13 protein-coding genes and 1 pseudogene are annotated in these 16,038 nt (G+C 59.8%); 4 read left to right on the plus strand and 10 right to left on the minus strand.

Annotation, left to right across the window (positions count from 1 at the left end):
- Positions 1 to 59: 59 nt before the first annotated feature.
- From ABZ728_RS19895 to ABZ728_RS19905, 3 genes are all read right to left on the minus strand, one after another.
- Positions 60 to 575 (minus strand): hypothetical protein, encoded by a 516-nt coding sequence (locus ABZ728_RS19895; protein WP_366658079.1) that lies wholly within the window; start codon positions 573 to 575, stop codon positions 60 to 62.
- A gap of 271 nt (positions 576 to 846) precedes the next feature.
- Positions 847 to 1,296, minus strand: a complete 450-nt coding sequence (locus ABZ728_RS19900) for a hypothetical protein (protein ID WP_366658080.1) — start codon at positions 1,294 to 1,296, stop codon at positions 847 to 849.
- Between the two features lie 444 nt (positions 1,297 to 1,740).
- Positions 1,741 to 3,228, minus strand: coding sequence for a hypothetical protein (locus ABZ728_RS19905; RefSeq protein ID WP_366658081.1), 1,488 nt, complete (start codon positions 3,226 to 3,228; stop codon positions 1,741 to 1,743).
- A 1,345-nt stretch (positions 3,229 to 4,573) separates the two neighbouring features.
- On the opposite strand from ABZ728_RS19905, the pseudogene ABZ728_RS19910 reads away from it, so the two are divergent.
- Positions 4,574 to 4,807, plus strand: a pseudogene (locus ABZ728_RS19910) (zincin-like metallopeptidase domain-containing protein); the annotation flags it as partial.
- Here ABZ728_RS19910 and ABZ728_RS19915 read toward each other — a convergent pair.
- The 3 genes from ABZ728_RS19915 to ABZ728_RS19925 all read right to left on the minus strand — a co-directional run bounded on the left by ABZ728_RS19915 (position 4,784) and on the right by ABZ728_RS19925 (position 7,939).
- On the minus strand, positions 4,784 to 5,215 hold the full coding sequence (locus ABZ728_RS19915; protein ID WP_366658083.1) for a type II toxin-antitoxin system death-on-curing family toxin: 432 nt from the start codon (positions 5,213 to 5,215) through the stop codon (positions 4,784 to 4,786). The pseudogene ABZ728_RS19910 and the gene ABZ728_RS19915 overlap by 24 nt on opposite strands.
- A complete protein-coding gene (locus ABZ728_RS19920) occupies positions 5,212 to 5,439 on the minus strand; it encodes a transcriptional regulator (protein ID WP_366658085.1) in 228 nt (75 codons plus the stop codon). The genes ABZ728_RS19915 and ABZ728_RS19920 overlap by 4 nt, the downstream gene beginning before the upstream one ends.
- A gap of 970 nt (positions 5,440 to 6,409) precedes the next feature.
- Complete coding sequence (locus ABZ728_RS19925; protein WP_366658086.1) at positions 6,410 to 7,939, minus strand: diguanylate cyclase; 1,530 nt, start codon at positions 7,937 to 7,939, stop codon at positions 6,410 to 6,412.
- 438 nt (positions 7,940 to 8,377) lie between these two features.
- Between ABZ728_RS19925 and ABZ728_RS19930 the strand changes: the two genes are divergently transcribed.
- Both ABZ728_RS19930 and ABZ728_RS19935 read left to right on the plus strand, forming a co-directional pair.
- Positions 8,378 to 8,809, plus strand: coding sequence for a hypothetical protein (locus ABZ728_RS19930; RefSeq protein ID WP_366658088.1), 432 nt, complete (start codon positions 8,378 to 8,380; stop codon positions 8,807 to 8,809).
- A gap of 504 nt (positions 8,810 to 9,313) precedes the next feature.
- On the plus strand, positions 9,314 to 12,310 hold the full coding sequence (locus tag ABZ728_RS19935; RefSeq protein ID WP_366658090.1) for an autotransporter domain-containing protein: 2,997 nt from the start codon (positions 9,314 to 9,316) through the stop codon (positions 12,308 to 12,310).
- A 335-nt stretch (positions 12,311 to 12,645) separates the two neighbouring features.
- Here ABZ728_RS19935 and ABZ728_RS19940 read toward each other — a convergent pair whose 3' ends face one another.
- The 3 genes from ABZ728_RS19940 to ABZ728_RS19950 all read right to left on the minus strand — a co-directional run bounded on the left by ABZ728_RS19940 (position 12,646) and on the right by ABZ728_RS19950 (position 13,913).
- The gene (locus tag ABZ728_RS19940) at positions 12,646 to 12,924 is read right to left on the minus strand and encodes a hypothetical protein (protein ID WP_366658092.1); all 279 of its coding nucleotides are present in this window, start codon (positions 12,922 to 12,924) and stop codon (positions 12,646 to 12,648) included.
- Positions 12,925 to 13,005: 81 nt separating this feature from the next.
- Entirely contained in the window at positions 13,006 to 13,293 is a 288-nt protein-coding gene (locus tag ABZ728_RS19945; RefSeq protein WP_366658101.1) for a hypothetical protein, read from the minus strand.
- Positions 13,236 to 13,913: a helix-turn-helix domain-containing protein gene (locus ABZ728_RS19950; RefSeq protein ID WP_366658093.1), complete on the minus strand. Its 678-nt coding sequence runs from the start codon at positions 13,911 to 13,913 to the stop codon at positions 13,236 to 13,238. Before ABZ728_RS19950 ends, ABZ728_RS19945 begins: the two co-directional genes overlap by 58 nt.
- Positions 13,914 to 14,038: 125 nt before the next feature.
- Between ABZ728_RS19950 and ABZ728_RS19955 the strand changes: the two genes are divergently transcribed.
- On the plus strand, positions 14,039 to 15,145 hold the full coding sequence (locus ABZ728_RS19955; protein ID WP_366658094.1) for a methyl-accepting chemotaxis protein: 1,107 nt from the start codon (positions 14,039 to 14,041) through the stop codon (positions 15,143 to 15,145).
- 159 nt (positions 15,146 to 15,304) lie between these two features.
- On the opposite strand, the gene ABZ728_RS19960 is transcribed toward ABZ728_RS19955, so the two are convergent.
- Positions 15,305 to 16,038 (minus strand): IS3 family transposase (locus tag ABZ728_RS19960; protein WP_366658095.1); only part of this gene is annotated, 734 nt, incomplete at its 5' end.

Here is a 16,038-nt window from a genome sequence, read left to right on the forward strand (position 1 = left end):
TTATAAGGGTGGCCCAAGCCGCACGAAAGGCGCGGCTTGGCTCCGAAGGAAGGGGCTGATCAGTGAGGGGCGTAGTCGAGGAGGGCGGCAGGATCGATCGGCATGTCGTCAATGAGCAGCGGTTCAAGCACGGCAACAGGATCGTCGACGATCAGAAAAAGACGAAAAACCGCCGCCAGAAACTCGGCCGCTTCGTCGGCCGGCACTTTTTTGAAACGATCCGCCAAGTCATCGGCATCGGCATTCCATGCGACGGGCAACCGATACTGATTGCGCCGGATGATCTGGAGGGGGCGAATATTCTTTTCGTGACGCGCCCAAGCCAATGCTTCGATGAAGCCGAGAGTTTCAGGCGCGCTCCACGCGTCGGGCAACCAGGTCAGGACCGCGTCGAGGCATTTCGCGGCGTCGCAAAAATCGCCGCCCTCGCCATCGGGCACACTGATGTTGTGACACGCGCGCATGATGGCGTGGGGACCGGAAACCGACTTCCGGCTCGGATTGATGATGATGTTTGATGCAGTGACCGGCGTGGTGTCGTCGGCAACGATGGTGACGGCGGTTAAAAAGGTCATGATGTGGTCTCCGGGGTACAAAAAAGGGTGGTGATTTCAAAAAGGAGGAGGGACGGTCACGGCGCCCGCGGGCGGCAGGGCGTCAAACATTTGAAATTGCCGATCATGGCGTTTGGGGTGTTCATAAAGAATCTACCTTGAGTGGTTGTGCCGAGTATGGTCGGGAGCGCATCGGTCATTGAGTTGGCGTTCATCAATCAGGCATGAACGATGATTGCCTGTGCTTTGTTGTTGGTTCTGTAATGAAGAGGGAAATTGCGAGCGGTTTGTTTCACTCGACCGCCATCTTTTCCTTGAGTTTATTGCGGAGTCGGCTTGCCCGGACTTTTGCCTTACCCGGAAGGTCGCTGCTGGTCTCACCACCGAAGAGAGCGGCAAGGGAGACCGAGCGGTCGATGCGGCTGCTTTCGCGCACGATGCGCCGCAAGCGACAATTGACGATCGCCTGGCGCTCCGGATCCGGCGCTGTTGATGGGAATTCCCCATCGACATCACCGATGGCGACCGTCGCCTTCATCTTCGTCGATGGCTTGGAGTTGCGGCGGTATGCTTTGCTGACATACGCTTTCGGATGCTCGATAGTGCCCGCCGCCAGGCGCTCGAGACTTGCGATCATGGCTTCTTGTAAATGATCCTCAGCGTCGGGATTGGCGGAGTTGCGCGCATGACGCCCGACCGTGCGGTAGATCTCGGTCAGCGTCGTGTTGAGATGATTGTTCATCGTTTGTTCTCCTGAAATGACAAAGAAAAACGACGAAAACGAGGGGAAACTCGAATGGGCTGTTCCTTCGTCGCCGCCGCAAAAGGCGGGCTGGCGACAAGGAACGGCACATGAGTCTGCCCCCTGAAAAAACGCCCTGAACCGCGCTTGAAAAAACCCGGAACGGCGGTAAAAAATCCCCTTTTGGGTTCGGAAAATGCCTTTATCCATGAAATGGCGGATTTGATCGACCGGGAGGGGCAATGCCGGGCGCAAAAGGCTTCAAGGGCAGAAATTCTTTGTCGGATGAACAAAACCGTTTGAAATGGCCCGCCGGATCGCCGGGCGTGGATAAAAGATCACCCCGCCACGCGGACCGTCAGGTGGCGTCCGGCAATGGGGCGATTTGAAACCGGGTCATTGGACGCTTTTTCAGGCCGACTTTTTGAACGCTTTACGGCGCAGTCAAGCGGCCATGCCGGTCGACGGCTTCGGCTGGACCGCAACGGTGTCGGCGGCTGCATAAATCCGGCGCCGGATCGCCTCCTGGCCCAAGGGATGCGTGTTCGAATTGGCCGCGCCGGCGCCGAGATGGGTCATTAATGCCCGCGCAAGTGCTGCACCCTGGCAGTTTCCGGTACGTTCAAGTGCAGATTCAAAATCGCTGCTGCCGCTCAAGGTGCGAGCCGGGATATGGACGGTCTCATGATCCGAGGGACAAAAGCGCAGACAGACTTCTGCGTTGCTCGGCGGCGGTGTCTCGTCTTTATGTCCGATAAATTTCAGAACCTTGCGACCGGCCGCAGGGCTGGTGATATAATCGCTCAGCGCTCGTTCCATCGTTTCGATTAGAAGCCCATGATGCTGCTCTTGAACACGAAAACTATCGTGAATGTTGAGCGCAACAACATTTTTTGAAAGCAACGACTGGATGATCTGAAGCGCGATGTCGGCGTCCTGGCGCTGCAGATAAAGGCCGGCACCAGAACCGAAAAACCGCAAGATCCGGGGATGGCGCTTTTTGATCGCATGGACCAATTTTTGCGGTTTGAGCCCAAATTTTGCGGCGAGTCCGTGGTGAATGGCGCCATACGCGGAGCGCCTTTTTTCCGCATTGATCAGAATGTTGACTGCGATCTTGACCGCGTCGCGCTCAAATCCGCAAATATCGTAGGGATCGCCGTCGGGAACCCCGCCGACAAGGTTGTACAGCATGCCGACGTGCAGAGATGGGAAATCCGCTTCCGAGGTGGCTTCGCCGTCGATGGTGATCGACGGCCGGTTGCCTTTCGGGATGTTCTGAAACCACGGGCCATACAGCCGGCCGCCGGCGTTGAAGGAGCCGTTGAAAATGCGGTGATACTGATTTTTGGCGCGTTGAATTTGTGTCGTGTTCGGGCAGTCGATATCGGCGGCGACGGTCGCGTCGTTGATTTCTTTCAGGATCTTCGTGGCGCGTTCGGTCCAGGTCGTCTCCTGGTACGGGATCAGATTTTTGTTGTGATCTTTCAGCCGCAGCAGGGAAAATGGATGGTAATCGACTGCAAAGCCTTCCGCCGCGATCCGGCTCATGAAGTCATTTGAGGCGCGATAACGACTCTGCCGGCCACGTTCACCGGGGGGCCGACGGTCGTGTTCGATCAAGCCGTTGTCGGCCAAGCGTTGCACGATGCCGGTAACGATGCTGTACGAGTACGGTGTCTTGGCGAAGCGGTCTTTATGCCACCAGGCTTTGGTGCGGCTGTAGCTGATCCAGCGGCCGGGCGTTTCCACGGCGACGCGGTAGATTTGCGCGATGATGGCTTCTGCCGCCTTCTTCTGCTTCTTCGACCACCGCTGATCGATCTGAGCGAGGTCGATTGGGGAGGTGGGGCGCCAGTCGTAAGACAAGGGTTCGTCTCGCGTTTCGCTGTCGATGTTTTCGTTCGTGTCGTTGAAAGAATGCATATCCATTGAAATTGTCCTTGTTGGCCCAGCGGCCTTCAAAAAGTTTCATCAAAATCCAATACAAGCGGTTTCGAACCGGGCATATGCGGGTGAAAATTTCGAGTTCAAGCAATAATTGCAATGATGGTGCTTGAGGAGGCGAGATGTTGTTGCGAGACAAGGGCAATGGATGAAAAAAAGACCGGACAGCGCAACAGGGATGGGTCTTTTTGAAAGTATCGTCTCAAGCAACAGCCCGCTGTCGGATCCGGCGGCTTGTCCTTTTTTTAAATCCGGGAAGGCAAGAAACATCCGACGGACGATGAGTCCGGGCAGGGGAGGTCATTGCCGCCACATTCAAGCTTGGTGCAGTTTGTTTTTTCCTACAATACCCGGTTATGTAGGAAGTTTGCCCTATTTTCGGCTCCATCATCAAGAATTTGACGTTCACAAACAGGTAAAAGGCCGAACTTCGGCCGGGACCCGCACGATGGACGGTTTGGTAGCGACGAGCGATATATTGGGGACCTTGCAGGGACGGACCTTCTCTCTCCCACTATGTAGGGGAGATCCATCATAACATCTTGTTTGTAATGAAAAAAACCTTTGAATCTTGTGTGCTTGCTGACGGCAATCAAGGAAGCCGGTCACCGACAAGGGATGGATTTGAAGGACTATAACCATCGACCGATCGATCGGCCTTGGACCGAGACGATATGGTCGGGACCTTATGGAGGCAGGGCCTCTCTCCCACTATGTAGGGCCGAACTGCGATAACTTATTGATGTTAAAGCAAATTCCTTTAGTTTTTTCATGTTCGCCATCGACGGATTCAAAGACAAGAAAATCAAGAAGATAAAAATCAAGCTGAACCAACGACAGGAGGACGAGAGCCCCCCAAGGCTCACAGACCCCGACCCCTCCAACCCCCATTATGTAGGGCGTTTTTGCGGTAAGGAATTGTTCGTAAACGATAAACTAAAAGAATCCGGCCTCCGGGATACCGACCGTGGAGGAAAGCAAATCTGCTGCTGCCGGGGTTCGAGAAACAGGGATCAAAAAGCGAAACGGCTTTGAAAGTCAGGGAGCCAAGCCAAGGCCGGTTTGCAGAGCCAGTTTTCCGAAGATATTGATTATTGCGGAGAGGGTCACCGCATCGCGCGAGGTGGCGACGGTGCCGCAATTCAAGGTCCTTTGGTGGAAACTAGGATCATCGGCCAGGATGGTTGACGGTCGCGGCGGCCAGTTGCTTGTCGCTGATCAGCCGGGAGCGCCTCTGGAAGCGTCTGCAGCAAATCGGAGTCCATTTTGTCCGCCCTGGCGGCACTCCAGGCTTGGCGCCGACAATCGTCGTTAAAGCCAGGGGGCTTTCTATGCCCTTCAGCCCGGCTATATCCTACTGCCACCTTTCGAGACCTTTACGGACGCCGAACGATATTACGCCACCGCAGCGCATGAATTGGCCCGTTGGACGCGCCACGCATTCATAATGTTTGCAGCTCGGTTCCTGGCGCGAGGCTGCTATCATCGCGCGTCGTCAGTTTCAGCCCGGAGGGCGAGAAGTGCTTTAGCGTGGCTGCGATCATTGAACTTCGCCCTCGTCTGAGTATAGCAGCCGGTCACGAAACCAACCGGCAAGTTCGGCCTCGGTCACGACCCCACCTGCGACATCTTCCATGATACGGATTGCGTCAAGTGGATCGAAATTGAGGCGGTAGCCGTTATCAGCCAGGAACAGGCGTGCCGCGATCCACGCGGTGCGCTTGTTGCCGTCCACAAAGCCATGGTTCTTCGAAAGACCATAGGCATAAGCAGCGGCCAGATCAGCCGCATCGGGTGCACCATAGTGCGCAAGATTGATTGGGCGGGCGAGCGCGCTTTCGATGCCGCCAGCATCGCGAACACCCTCGGAGCCGCCGTGTTCAGCAAGCTGCCGGTCGTGGACGGCGTTAATCACGGCCGGGTTGATCCAGCGCCAGTCTTTCAGGGGCGGCGGATTGGATGGATCGCTCACTTTGCCAGCGCGCGCAGAACTTCACGATCGTCGTGCATGATGTCCTCAGCGAGCGACATCTGCCGCGCGAATTCCGGATTGTAGGGGGTCAGGCGATAACTACCGTCAGCCGCCTCGGTCAGATAGAGTGTATCACCCTTCTTGACTTTCAGATGCGCCATGACCTCCTTGGTCAGGATAACTCCCGACGAGGCCCCCACGGTGGTGACTTTGAGCGTCTGCATATCAGCCTCCAAATATATAATGAATATTATATAACACACAACGCAGAATGCCGCAACTCCGTCGCTTTGGGCTCTTCGCATAGGCCCTTGCGGCGCGAAGTGGACAAAACTCAAGCGTCTCTGTCCCTGTTCAAAACGACCCTTTTTGCGAGTCCGGGGCAGGGGAAGGTCATCGCCGCCACATTCAAACTTGTGCAGGTTGTTTTTCCTGCAATACCCAGTAACGTAGGAAACATATCCTAGATTTGTGTGCATCGTCAAAAATTGGCGTTCACAAACAGGTAGGAGGCCGAAACACGACCATTGGCGGGGGCCGGGACCCTCACCATGGATCATTTGGATAGGGACGAGGCGATATAGGGGCCTCACCAGGTACGGACTTCTCTCTCCCACTATGTAGGGGTGATCCGTCCTAACGTATTGTTTTTATAAAGATTCTAGCTTTGGTGTTTACCGGCGGCAATCAAAGAAGCTGGTCACAAGGGGATGGATTTGGAAGGACTGTCGCGATCGACTGAGCGATCGACCACGGCCGGGACGATATAGGTCGGGGCCTTGTAGGGCAGGGACCCTCTCTCCCACTATGTAGGGCCGAATTGCGATAACCGACTGATTTTATAGGGTAAATTCTTATTGTTTATATGTTTGCCATCGACGGATTGAAAGACAAAAGCTAAAAAGATCAAAGCAAGAGCCGAACCAACAGGCAAAGGTCGAGAGCCACCCAGGTACAGGGCCCCAACCCCCGTTATGTAGGGCGTTTTTGCCATAACAGATTGTTCGTAAACGATAAACTAAAAGAATCCGGCCTCCGGGATATCGACCATCAAGACGATCAAACGATGAAGGGGCGGTCCAGCGCAAAAAAAAAAGCCCGATTGATCACGTGAGGGCATCGGGCCGCGCCTTCGCTGGCGCCATCGATTTGAACGTCTGCGATGTCCGGTTGCGCCAGGCCGGTCTCCGACGGTCAGCTTGTGAATGGCAAATCGGCCGCGCCGTGGGATGTGCACGAGAACGCCCGATCGGTAGAGCCGCAGACGAGACGGTCGCGGCCGGCATCCTTGGCGGCGTAGAGCGCCTGGTCGGCGCGATGGATGAGGGCGTCGGCGCTCTCGCCCGGCTGAAAGACCGCGAGGCCGGCGGAGCAGGTCCGGTCCCGGGGCATGCTTTGGCGCAGGCGTTCGGTCACCTGGCTGCCCGCCTTCATGTCGGTGTCGGGAAGGACGAGGACGAATTCCTCTCCGCCGAAGCGGGCGAGAACGTCGGACGGGCGCAATTCCTCCCGCCAGGCGGTGACCAGATCCTGCAGCAGGGCGTCGCCGGCAGAGTGGCCGTACGTGTCGTTGAAGTCCTTGAAGTGGTCGAGGTCGAGGAAGGCCAGGCTCAAGGGGGCTCCGGTACGTTCGGCACGGGCCATCTCGCGTGCCAGGTCATTGCTCAACTGGCGCCGGTTGGCCGCACCGGTCAGCGGGTCGAGCCGTGTGAGCCTCTCCAGCGCCTCCGACTGGCGGTGGGTTTCTTTCAGCAGACCGTCCATGCGGTGCATCACCAGCATGAACAGCACGATCGAGGCTATGGCGCCGACGCGCACGATTTCCGGGTCCCGCTCCGCCGTCAGCAGCACCATCGCCGGGACCAGAACGGAGGCCACCCCGAGCACGAACAGGCGCCGCCGCGACAACTCGACATTGGAGGTATGGGCAAGAGGCTCCAGCGCGGCAGAGGGATGCCACGCCGCCGCCGTGAAAAGGGCGTAGGCCACCAGCCAGAGCCCGTCCGTGAAGCCGCCGGGCGCGTACCAGCCGACCAGATTGCCGTGGGCGTACAGAAGGTCCGCCGTCAGATAGGCGAGCATGCCGAGCAACAGGAAAAGGTGGGCGAGGATGCGGGTTTGCTGCAGGAACACCAGGTGCAGGACCAGCGGGAGCAGGATCAGGTCGGCAACCGGATAGGCCGCGGAGACGAGCAACTGGCTCAGGTTGAGGCCCGGGTCGTTCATGTAAGGCGTGATCAGCAGCGCCCAACCGATGACGGCCGCCGACGTGCAGACAATGAGAGCGTCGCTCAGGGCACCGTCGTCACGGTTGTTCCGGCAGCGCAGGACCCAGAGCGCGGCAATGAACAGGGGGTAGACGGCCAGATAGAAAATATCGGCGGACGACGGAAACGGTTCGAGGCCGCGCAGGTCGAGCCAGTACCAGATGCCGTGGCCGATGGCGGCCATGGCCAACGCCCCGGCGACCAGCAGCCAGGCGGCCGGCCTGAAAAGCCGTTGCCGGTAATACGCCGCAACCGCGATACCGGCGGCGGCGACGACGGTGGCAACCACGTAGATGATACCGGCCAGGCGCCCATAGGGGAGAGCGACGTACAGAACGGCCAGCGCCAGGCACAGGCCCGGCCACCATTGCCAGCCCCGTTCCGGGCGTGTTGCTGCGGAATCATCGAGGCTCTCGCCCGCGTCGTTTCGGGACCGTGCCGCCTCTTCCCGCATCATAGTCGTCCTCTTGTGTAGGGTAGCCTCGCCGAGGTGGTTGTCCCGGACAAAGCGCGCCCGGAAAGACGGGCCCGAGCCGACGTTCCTCAAATGGCCTGCTGTTTGACGGCAAGATCGGGCGCTGATCAAGTGTCTTGTGGCCCGTCTGGTGCTCTTGCGGTCATTTGAACGCCGGGATGCCGACGCCGACGTGCACGCAGCAGGAATGGCATTACAGCATCGATGCTGGCCGCCCGGAACCAGCAACACCCCGGAGGTCCTTGGCCTCCAGCTCGACGCCGGGGTGGCGGAATACCGGCAGGCATGGAGGACCTTCCAGGATAACGACGCGTGGAGGGGACAGACGTTTGCTGGCACCTGAACGATTTTTGGTTCGAATGAGGCTAATGGCGGTCCTTGAACCCATAAGTGTTTCGTAGCCACCGGATCATGGATCCGTTGACCGACGCCGAGACCCGCCAATGCCCCTTATCGGGACGCCGGTTTGCCACCATCGTCCTTCTCGGACCGCTGGCCGGCAGTCTTGTCTATGCCCTGGTGGCGGTGACCCTTGAGCCCGACCCGCTTGGTTTCGGTGACAGACTGGGTTTCGGGCTGCTGATCGTATTCCTGGGTTATGGCATGGGTCTGGTGCCCGACCTGGTCGGCGCGATCGTCTGGTGGCTCATTCCCCGCCCCCGGACGTGTCTGTCCCGTACCGGACTGGCGGCGCTGGTCGGGGCGCTGGCCGGTGTGGGGGGCATCGCCGTCCTGGTTCCTCTCATGGATCTATCGTGGCCCGATCCCGGCATTCTGGCGCTGATCGCGTTGTGCGGGGCTATTGCCCTCGTTGTTACGGCCATCCCGCGCAGCGGCGAGCGGCAAGGCTGATGCAATACCCGCCGCGTGCAATCCTCGCGCCGTGGGGCGAGATCGCCGCGAAACCGTGCGGCGTGCCAGTTCATTAATATGCAGTTCTCGAGTGATGCCCATCCGTGAATAGGCAATCGCCCTGTGCAGGCATCGCGAACAGAGCGCTGCCGTGTTCCTGCTGGCCTTCGCGGCCAGGCCAGGGCACCACTTTGGCTTGGTGAGGGTATTGTCGGCTATCATGAGGGGTGGGTACGGCGGCAGCCCTACCACAAACACTCCGCCCCGAATGGAACGCCGTCGCTCATCGTGATGCATCGCGGATCGGGGTGCAGCGCGTCCAGTGCTCTGCCGGCTCGTGGAGCTCCGGATGGATACCCTCCCCCTTGTCTCCGTCGACAACATGCTCGGGTACGTTCACCAAAACTCAATAATCGATGATTATGGATGGAAATGAACTGACGCAAAGTTCTGCCTCCGCACCTGAATGCCGGGATCATACATACACGACAAGGCGATTTTTCCATGGAAACAACCGACGGAATCACGACTGAAGCGGCGCGTACCGGCCACGGCGACAAGAAGTGCTTCGTCAGGTTCCGGCTGCCGAAGCGGCCGGTTGGCCGAAGCCGCATGGTGCTACCGGTCGCCGCCGCGATCGCCGCCGGCGCCTCGGCGGCAGAACCGGCCCCTGCCGTCGCGCAGAACGAATGGACGGGCACTGAGTCTACCGACTGGAACAACAAGGATAACTGGTCGGGTGTTTACTGGCCGGACAGTAGTTCGTCGCTTGTTCTAATCGACGTCCCTTCGACTGACGAAAACACCCCGAAAATCGAACACCCGAACTACAAATCCGGTGAAAAACTGCTGATCGGAAGTGAAGCTGACGCCTACGGACGACTCGACATCAGCGATTCAGGCGAGTTGAGTTCGGATCTCGCGCACATCGGAGATAAGGGAACCGGCACGGTTAACGTCACGGGCTCGGGTGCAACCTGGACGCTGAGCGAAAGACTAATCGTCGGCAACTCTGGCACGGGCGACCTGATCGTTTCAGGTGGGGGTACGGTTAGCAGCAAAATCGGTGAAATCGGCAGCGAAGATACCGGTGTAGGCAATGTGATGGTGACGGGGAACGGTTCGACCTGGAACAATGACGGATCCCTCTATGTCGGAAAAAATGGTGAGGGCCACCTGACCGTTGAACACGGGGGCGAGGTCAGCAGCACAGGCGGTGAAATCGGCAGCGAGGATACCGGCGATGGCCATGTGACAGTGACGGGAACCGATTCGACCTGGACAATTTTGGTGGCCAACTTTTCTGTAGGTACTGAAGGCGAGGGCAACCTGGCTGTTGAGAATGGGGGCATGGTCAGCAGTGCCTTCAGCTTTATCGGCGACGAGACTGACAGCGTTGGCAGCGTGACAGTGAGGGGGAGCGGGTCGACATGGACCAGTTCCGACGACCTCGCTGTTGGATGGCGGGGTAAGGGCGACCTGACCGTTTCCGAAGGCGGCGAGGTCGAAAGCACAAGTATTGAAATCGCCACCAACGACAGCAGTACAGGCACCGTGAATATCGGGGCAGCAGTCGGCGATCAGGCTGTGGCGCCAGGGACATTGGTGACGGACGGCGTCGAATTCGGGTCCGGCACCGGCACGCTGGTTTTCAACCACACCGGCAGTGACTATGATTTCGACACGAAGATCGTCAGCGACGCGGATCCGATCCGCAGCACCCTTGACCACCGCATCACGCATTTGGCGGGCGTTACCCGGCTGACCGCCGACAACACCGGCTTTGGCGGGACGACCACGGTCGATGGTGGCACACTGATCGTCGACGACACCCTGGGCGGAGAAGCGATGCTCGTCGAACTCGGCGGAACGCTGGGCGGCACCGGCACCGTCGCCCCCCTGACCCTGAACGGTACCCTGGCGCCCGGCAACCCGGTCGGCACCAGGACGGTCGATACCTTGACGGTCGACGGAAATGCCACGTTCAATAGTGGTTCCACCTATCGGGTTTATGTCGATCGCACCGGCGCCAGCCAAACCGATGTAAAAGGCGACGCGACGATCAATGGCGGCACGGTCGATGTGGTCAGCCTTGAGGATGACGAAGACAATCTCGTGCTTGGCACGTATCCGATCCTGGAGGCCGAAACCATCAATGGCGAATTCGACGACGTCGAGGACAATTTTGCCTTTATCGACCCGTCTCTCGATTACGACGCCACGGGGGTCCATCTGACTTTGGCGGTTACGGATGACCCGGAGAACTCTGACCCGGACATCGGCGATCTGCAGCCGCTGGCATCACCGTTCTCGGGCAATGGCAATCAAAACGCCCTGGTGACGGTCCTGGACACGATGGATCAAGGCGATCCCCGCTATCAGGCGTTCGTCGACGCGTTCCTCGGCCTGAACGAGGACGAGGTCACTGCCGTTCTGGAAGAGCTGAGCGGCAGCCGGTCGGCCGGGACATCGGGCATTTCGGTCTCGTTCTCCACCGCCCTGATGGATTTCGTCCAGATGGCGAATGGGTTCGGGGGAACCGGCGGCGGATTCGGGGGCGGCGCCCAAACCGCGTCGGCCCTGACGCCGGGCACCATCCAGTTCGCCAGCGCCGAACCAATGTCCCGCGACGAATGGGATGAAGTGGCGCAAGCACCGGCACCGACGGGTGCCGGCCGCACGGACGGCCCGGCAAGCTGGGTCCGGGTCGTCGGCCAGACCGGACGTCAGGGCAGCGCCAACGGCATGCCCGGCAGCGACAGCCGGTCGGGTGGCCTGCATGCCGGCATCGACATGCCGGTGAACGACGCCTTCTCGGTTGGCGCGGCAATCGGCTACGAACAGGGCCGGGTTACCTCCGGCGGCATGCTGGGCGTGGATACAGAAAGCTATAGCGGCGCCATCTATGGCCGCTATCAACTGGACGATCTGCGTCTGTCGGGCGCGTTCAGCTATTCCCGGATCGAATACGACAGCAGCCGCACCGTGCCGACCTTCGGCCAGCAATCGGCCGATTACGGCGCCGACGCTTGGAACATCGATGCCCAGGCGGCTTATGATTTCCGGCCCGGCCCCGAGGGATTGACCGTCTCGCCGCTGGTTGGCGTCCGCTATATCGGCATGCGTCAGGAAGGCTATGAGGAAACCGGCGATGCCGGTCTGTCCGTCGGTTCGCTGACCAGCGACAGCCTGCGCGCCAGACTGGGCGCGGAAACGCGCTATGAAACGTCTGTCGATGACGGCATGACCGTCGCCCTGACCGCCCGTGCCGCGTGGAGCCGCGAGATCGGCTCACCGGAAACCGCGCTCCGGGCCTCGCTCTTGGGCAGCGACAGCTTCGCCATCCAGGGTCAGGGGCTGCCACGCGACATCGCCGAGTTGGGCGTCACGCTGGATCTCGGCATCACCGACGACGTCGACCTGTTCGCCGCCTATGACGGCAGCCTCGGCGACAACTACACCGACCATCGCGGCCAGGCGGGCTTGCGCTACGTCTGGTGACGATCGACCGGTCGGCAAGGCGGGTCTCCGCGATTGATCCGCCGCCGGCTTTCGCGGTCTCAAAGGCCGACCATCCCGGGCTCCGTGGGGTTTTCAGGAATGCCCACGGAACCGCCCGGCCGTGCAGACGCCGTTGAGACGTACTCGAAAGATCTGCGTTGCGTGGCAGTCGACATCTCTTTATCTGCCAGGCGACGCCGATACAGCCGGAAGTAGATGCCGTGTTCGGCCCTCATCCGGGTCATTGTATTCATTCTCGACATTGCGGTTGAGCCCTGGACGGATCACTGCGGATTTCGCTGCCATCCGTCTTGACTGCACGGGCAGGGCCAGCGTCACGGTCGTCCCGTCGGAATAGCGCGTGTGGTGGAGAACGGCTCCTTGGCGCGTCGGCACGTGTCGTCGTCCATGCCGGCGGCGTCATCGGCGATCGTGATGACGACCGTGGGGTCGTTGCGGCCTTCAGCGCGCGCTGTCGAAAGGCGCAGCGTACCGCTGTCGGCGACAGCGGCGCGGGCGTTGGCGGTCAGTTCGTCCGGCGTCTCGTCGAACAGCGCCGCGTCGACTTTGACCGTCGCCGCATTGCCGACGCCAGGACCGACGATCGCCCGCATGCTGGCCGGCAGGGACGCGTCAAGCGGACGGTCGGCTGACGCATGAGCTTTGCCCTGCGTTTATCCGGTATGTGGGGTTTTCTAGACGGCGTCGGTCGGAACGCCGACATTTCCGGCGACTTCTTCCGAGTTCTGGCCGATCTTCAACAGCGCGGCAGCGAGCGCCCCTTGGCGAGATGAAAGTTCAGCGCTTTTCTCCGTAGTCCCGTCCGCCGTGAGCCGGCCGGGTCCATGATTTTCTTGTGCGTCCTCCTGGGCCTTGCCTGGTACAATCACCGCCCCGTTGCACCAGCGATCGATGGTAGTCTGCGTCACATCGAACTGGCTGCTGGTCTCAGCTCGTGACAAGCCGCTTCGGACGAGCGCCACGGCACTTTCCTTTCGTGCGGTTCTCTTGTCCCTGTGGATCTTTCCTTGCCTGATTCCGGCCGCCTTGCACCAGTTTTCGATGGTTGCCGTTTCTTCACCAAACTGCTCAGCGACCGTTGAATGTGACAGGCCGCTCTTGACCAGAGCAATGGCCCGATTGACTTCAGGCCGAAACAGCCCTCTTCGAAATCGGCGGTGCCTTTCTGGCCATGGGGGTGACGCGGTTTGTCTACTGATGCAGGGGGCCCCGCTTTTTTGCACCAGGCACTGACTGTTTGCAGCGTCACACCAAACTGCTCAGCTACCTCGGAGCGCGACTTGGCACTCTTGATCAGCGACGCCGCTTCTTCTCTCCGGCGGGCCTTCTGGGCCTTTCCAGCAACGCCAGCCGTCCTGCACCACTGAGAGATCGTATACAGGGATATACCCAAAATTCTGGCAACCTCAGTCTGTGATTGACCACACTTGACTAGCGCCACAGCTTCTTCTCGTTGTGCGGGCTCTTGGGTTTTATCTGATCGAATATTTGCCTCCTGGCACTCGCGAGCGATGGGCTCCGGCAGCTCATCGAAACCGTTGCTGACTTCGGCTCCTGACGATCCATCTTCGATGGGCGCCACAGCGCCTTACTTTCGTGCCGCCTTCTGGGCTGTGGTTGTATTGACCCGGCCGCTTGACATCAGAGACTGATCGCCGAAGGCAATTCATCGAAATGCCTAGTGACGGCCGATTGCGGAATGTCGCCATGAGGAGCGCTACAGCTTCTTCCCCACGCGGCTTTCCGGCCTCGTTGCACCAGCGATCGATGGTTTTTGGCATAACATTGTATTGCTCGGCAATATCAACCCGCGATCGCGATACCTCCGCCAATGTCCCGGCAATCGGCCGGCGCGACGAGATCGGCTCGATGGCCGATGCTGTCCAGGTGTTCAAGGAAAACCTGATTCGCAACCGCGAGATGGAACAGGAAGTCGCGGATCAGAAAATGCAGGCGGAGGAAGAAAAGAGGCGGGCGATGAACGAACTGGCCGACAGCTTCGAAAACTCCGTCGGCGAGCTCGTCCAGATGATCGCTTCCGCCGTTCAGGAACTCGAGGCCGCCGCCCAGACCATGACCTCCTCCGCCGAGGAAACGTCGTCCCAGGCGACCACGGTGTCAGCCGCGGCCCTTCAGGCATCAACGAATGTGCAGACGGTGGCGAGCGCGACCGAAGAAATGGCCGCCTCGATCCGTGAGATCAGCCAGCAGGTCGTCAGTTCCTCCCGCTCCGCCGACAACGCCGTTGCCGGCGCCAACGAAGCCGGTGTTACCGTCAATTCCCTGGCCGAAGCCGCCAATCGGATCGGACAGGTCGTGCAACTGATCCAGGATATTGCAGCTCAGACCAACCTGCTGGCTCTCAACGCCACAATCGAGGCAGCGCGCGCCGGCGAGGCGGGCAAGGGATTCGCGGTTGTCGCGTCAGAGGTCAAGAACCTGGCCAATCAGACGGCCAAGGCGACGGAGAATATCTCCGAACAGATCAATGGCATGCAGGGCGTGACGCAGGATACCGTCAAGGTGATCGAACGCATCAACCAGATGATCACCGAGAGCCGTGAGATCTCGAACTCGATTGCCGCCGCAGTGGAGGAACAGGACTCCGCTACTGGCGAAATCACCCGCAACATCCAGCAGGCCGCCAACGGCACGGGCGAAGTGTCGAGCGCGATCACCGAGGTTAGTCAGGCCGCGGGCGAGGGCGGCGCCGCTGCCAATCAGGTTCTGGCCAGCGCCCGGGAACTGGGAGAAACCGCAGGCAGGCTTCAGACAGGTGTGGCGGATTTCGTCAGGCAGGTTCGGGCGGCCTGACCAACCGCTCCCAGGACGGTAGTGAAACCGATGGTATTGATCTCGACGTTGATTCCGGGGCGTCCGGCCAGGTGGAGATGATGTGAGAGGCCTGGGTGATGGACCCGGAGCGCCATCCCGACGTCGAGCCGATCACGGTTGTGACCTGCCACAGATCTTTCAACCAGCCGCGACCGGAGTCCGGTTACTGTTTACGCCGAACGGCGTGGGTTGAGCAATCGCCTGACGCGCGGAGCTATCATCTGGTGCAGCGGGGCGGGCGATTGCGGTGGTCAGGGCCCGGGCATAGTCAGCCGGGGTTTCATATCCGAGGGCCGAATGTGGGCGCTGCGTATTGTAATCATCTACCCAGGCGGCGATCAGATCGCGGGCATGGGCGAGGTTGCGAAAGGCGGTCTCGTTGAGAAACTCGTCCCGCATGCGACCGTTGAAACTCTCGACGAACCCGTTCTGCATGGGCTTTCCCGGCGCGATGTAATGCCATTCGATCCTGTGCTCGGTGCACCATTTCAGGATGGCATTCGAGGTCAGTTCCGTCCCGTTGTCCGAGACAATCATGCCGGGCCGACCGCGCCGTTCGATCAACGCCGTTAGTTCCCGCGCCACCCGTCTGCCTGATATCGAGGTGTCCGGGATTGCAGCCAGGCATTCGCGGGTGACGTCATCGACGATGTTGAGCACTCGGAACCGCCGCCCGCAGGCGAACTGGTCATGAACGAAATCCAGCGACCATCTGGCATTCGCTCGCGCCTCGACCAAGATCGGGGCACGTGTGCCGAGAGCCTTGCGCCGCGCACGCCGCTTGCCGACGGTCAGCCCTTCCTCGCGGTAGAGTCGATAGATGCGGTTGATCCCGGATGGCTCGCCCTCGCGACGCAGCAGAACGAAAAGGC

Source organism: Fodinicurvata sp. EGI_FJ10296 (assembly GCF_040712075.1).
Classification (GTDB): domain Bacteria; phylum Pseudomonadota; class Alphaproteobacteria; order DSM-16000; family Inquilinaceae; genus JBFCVL01.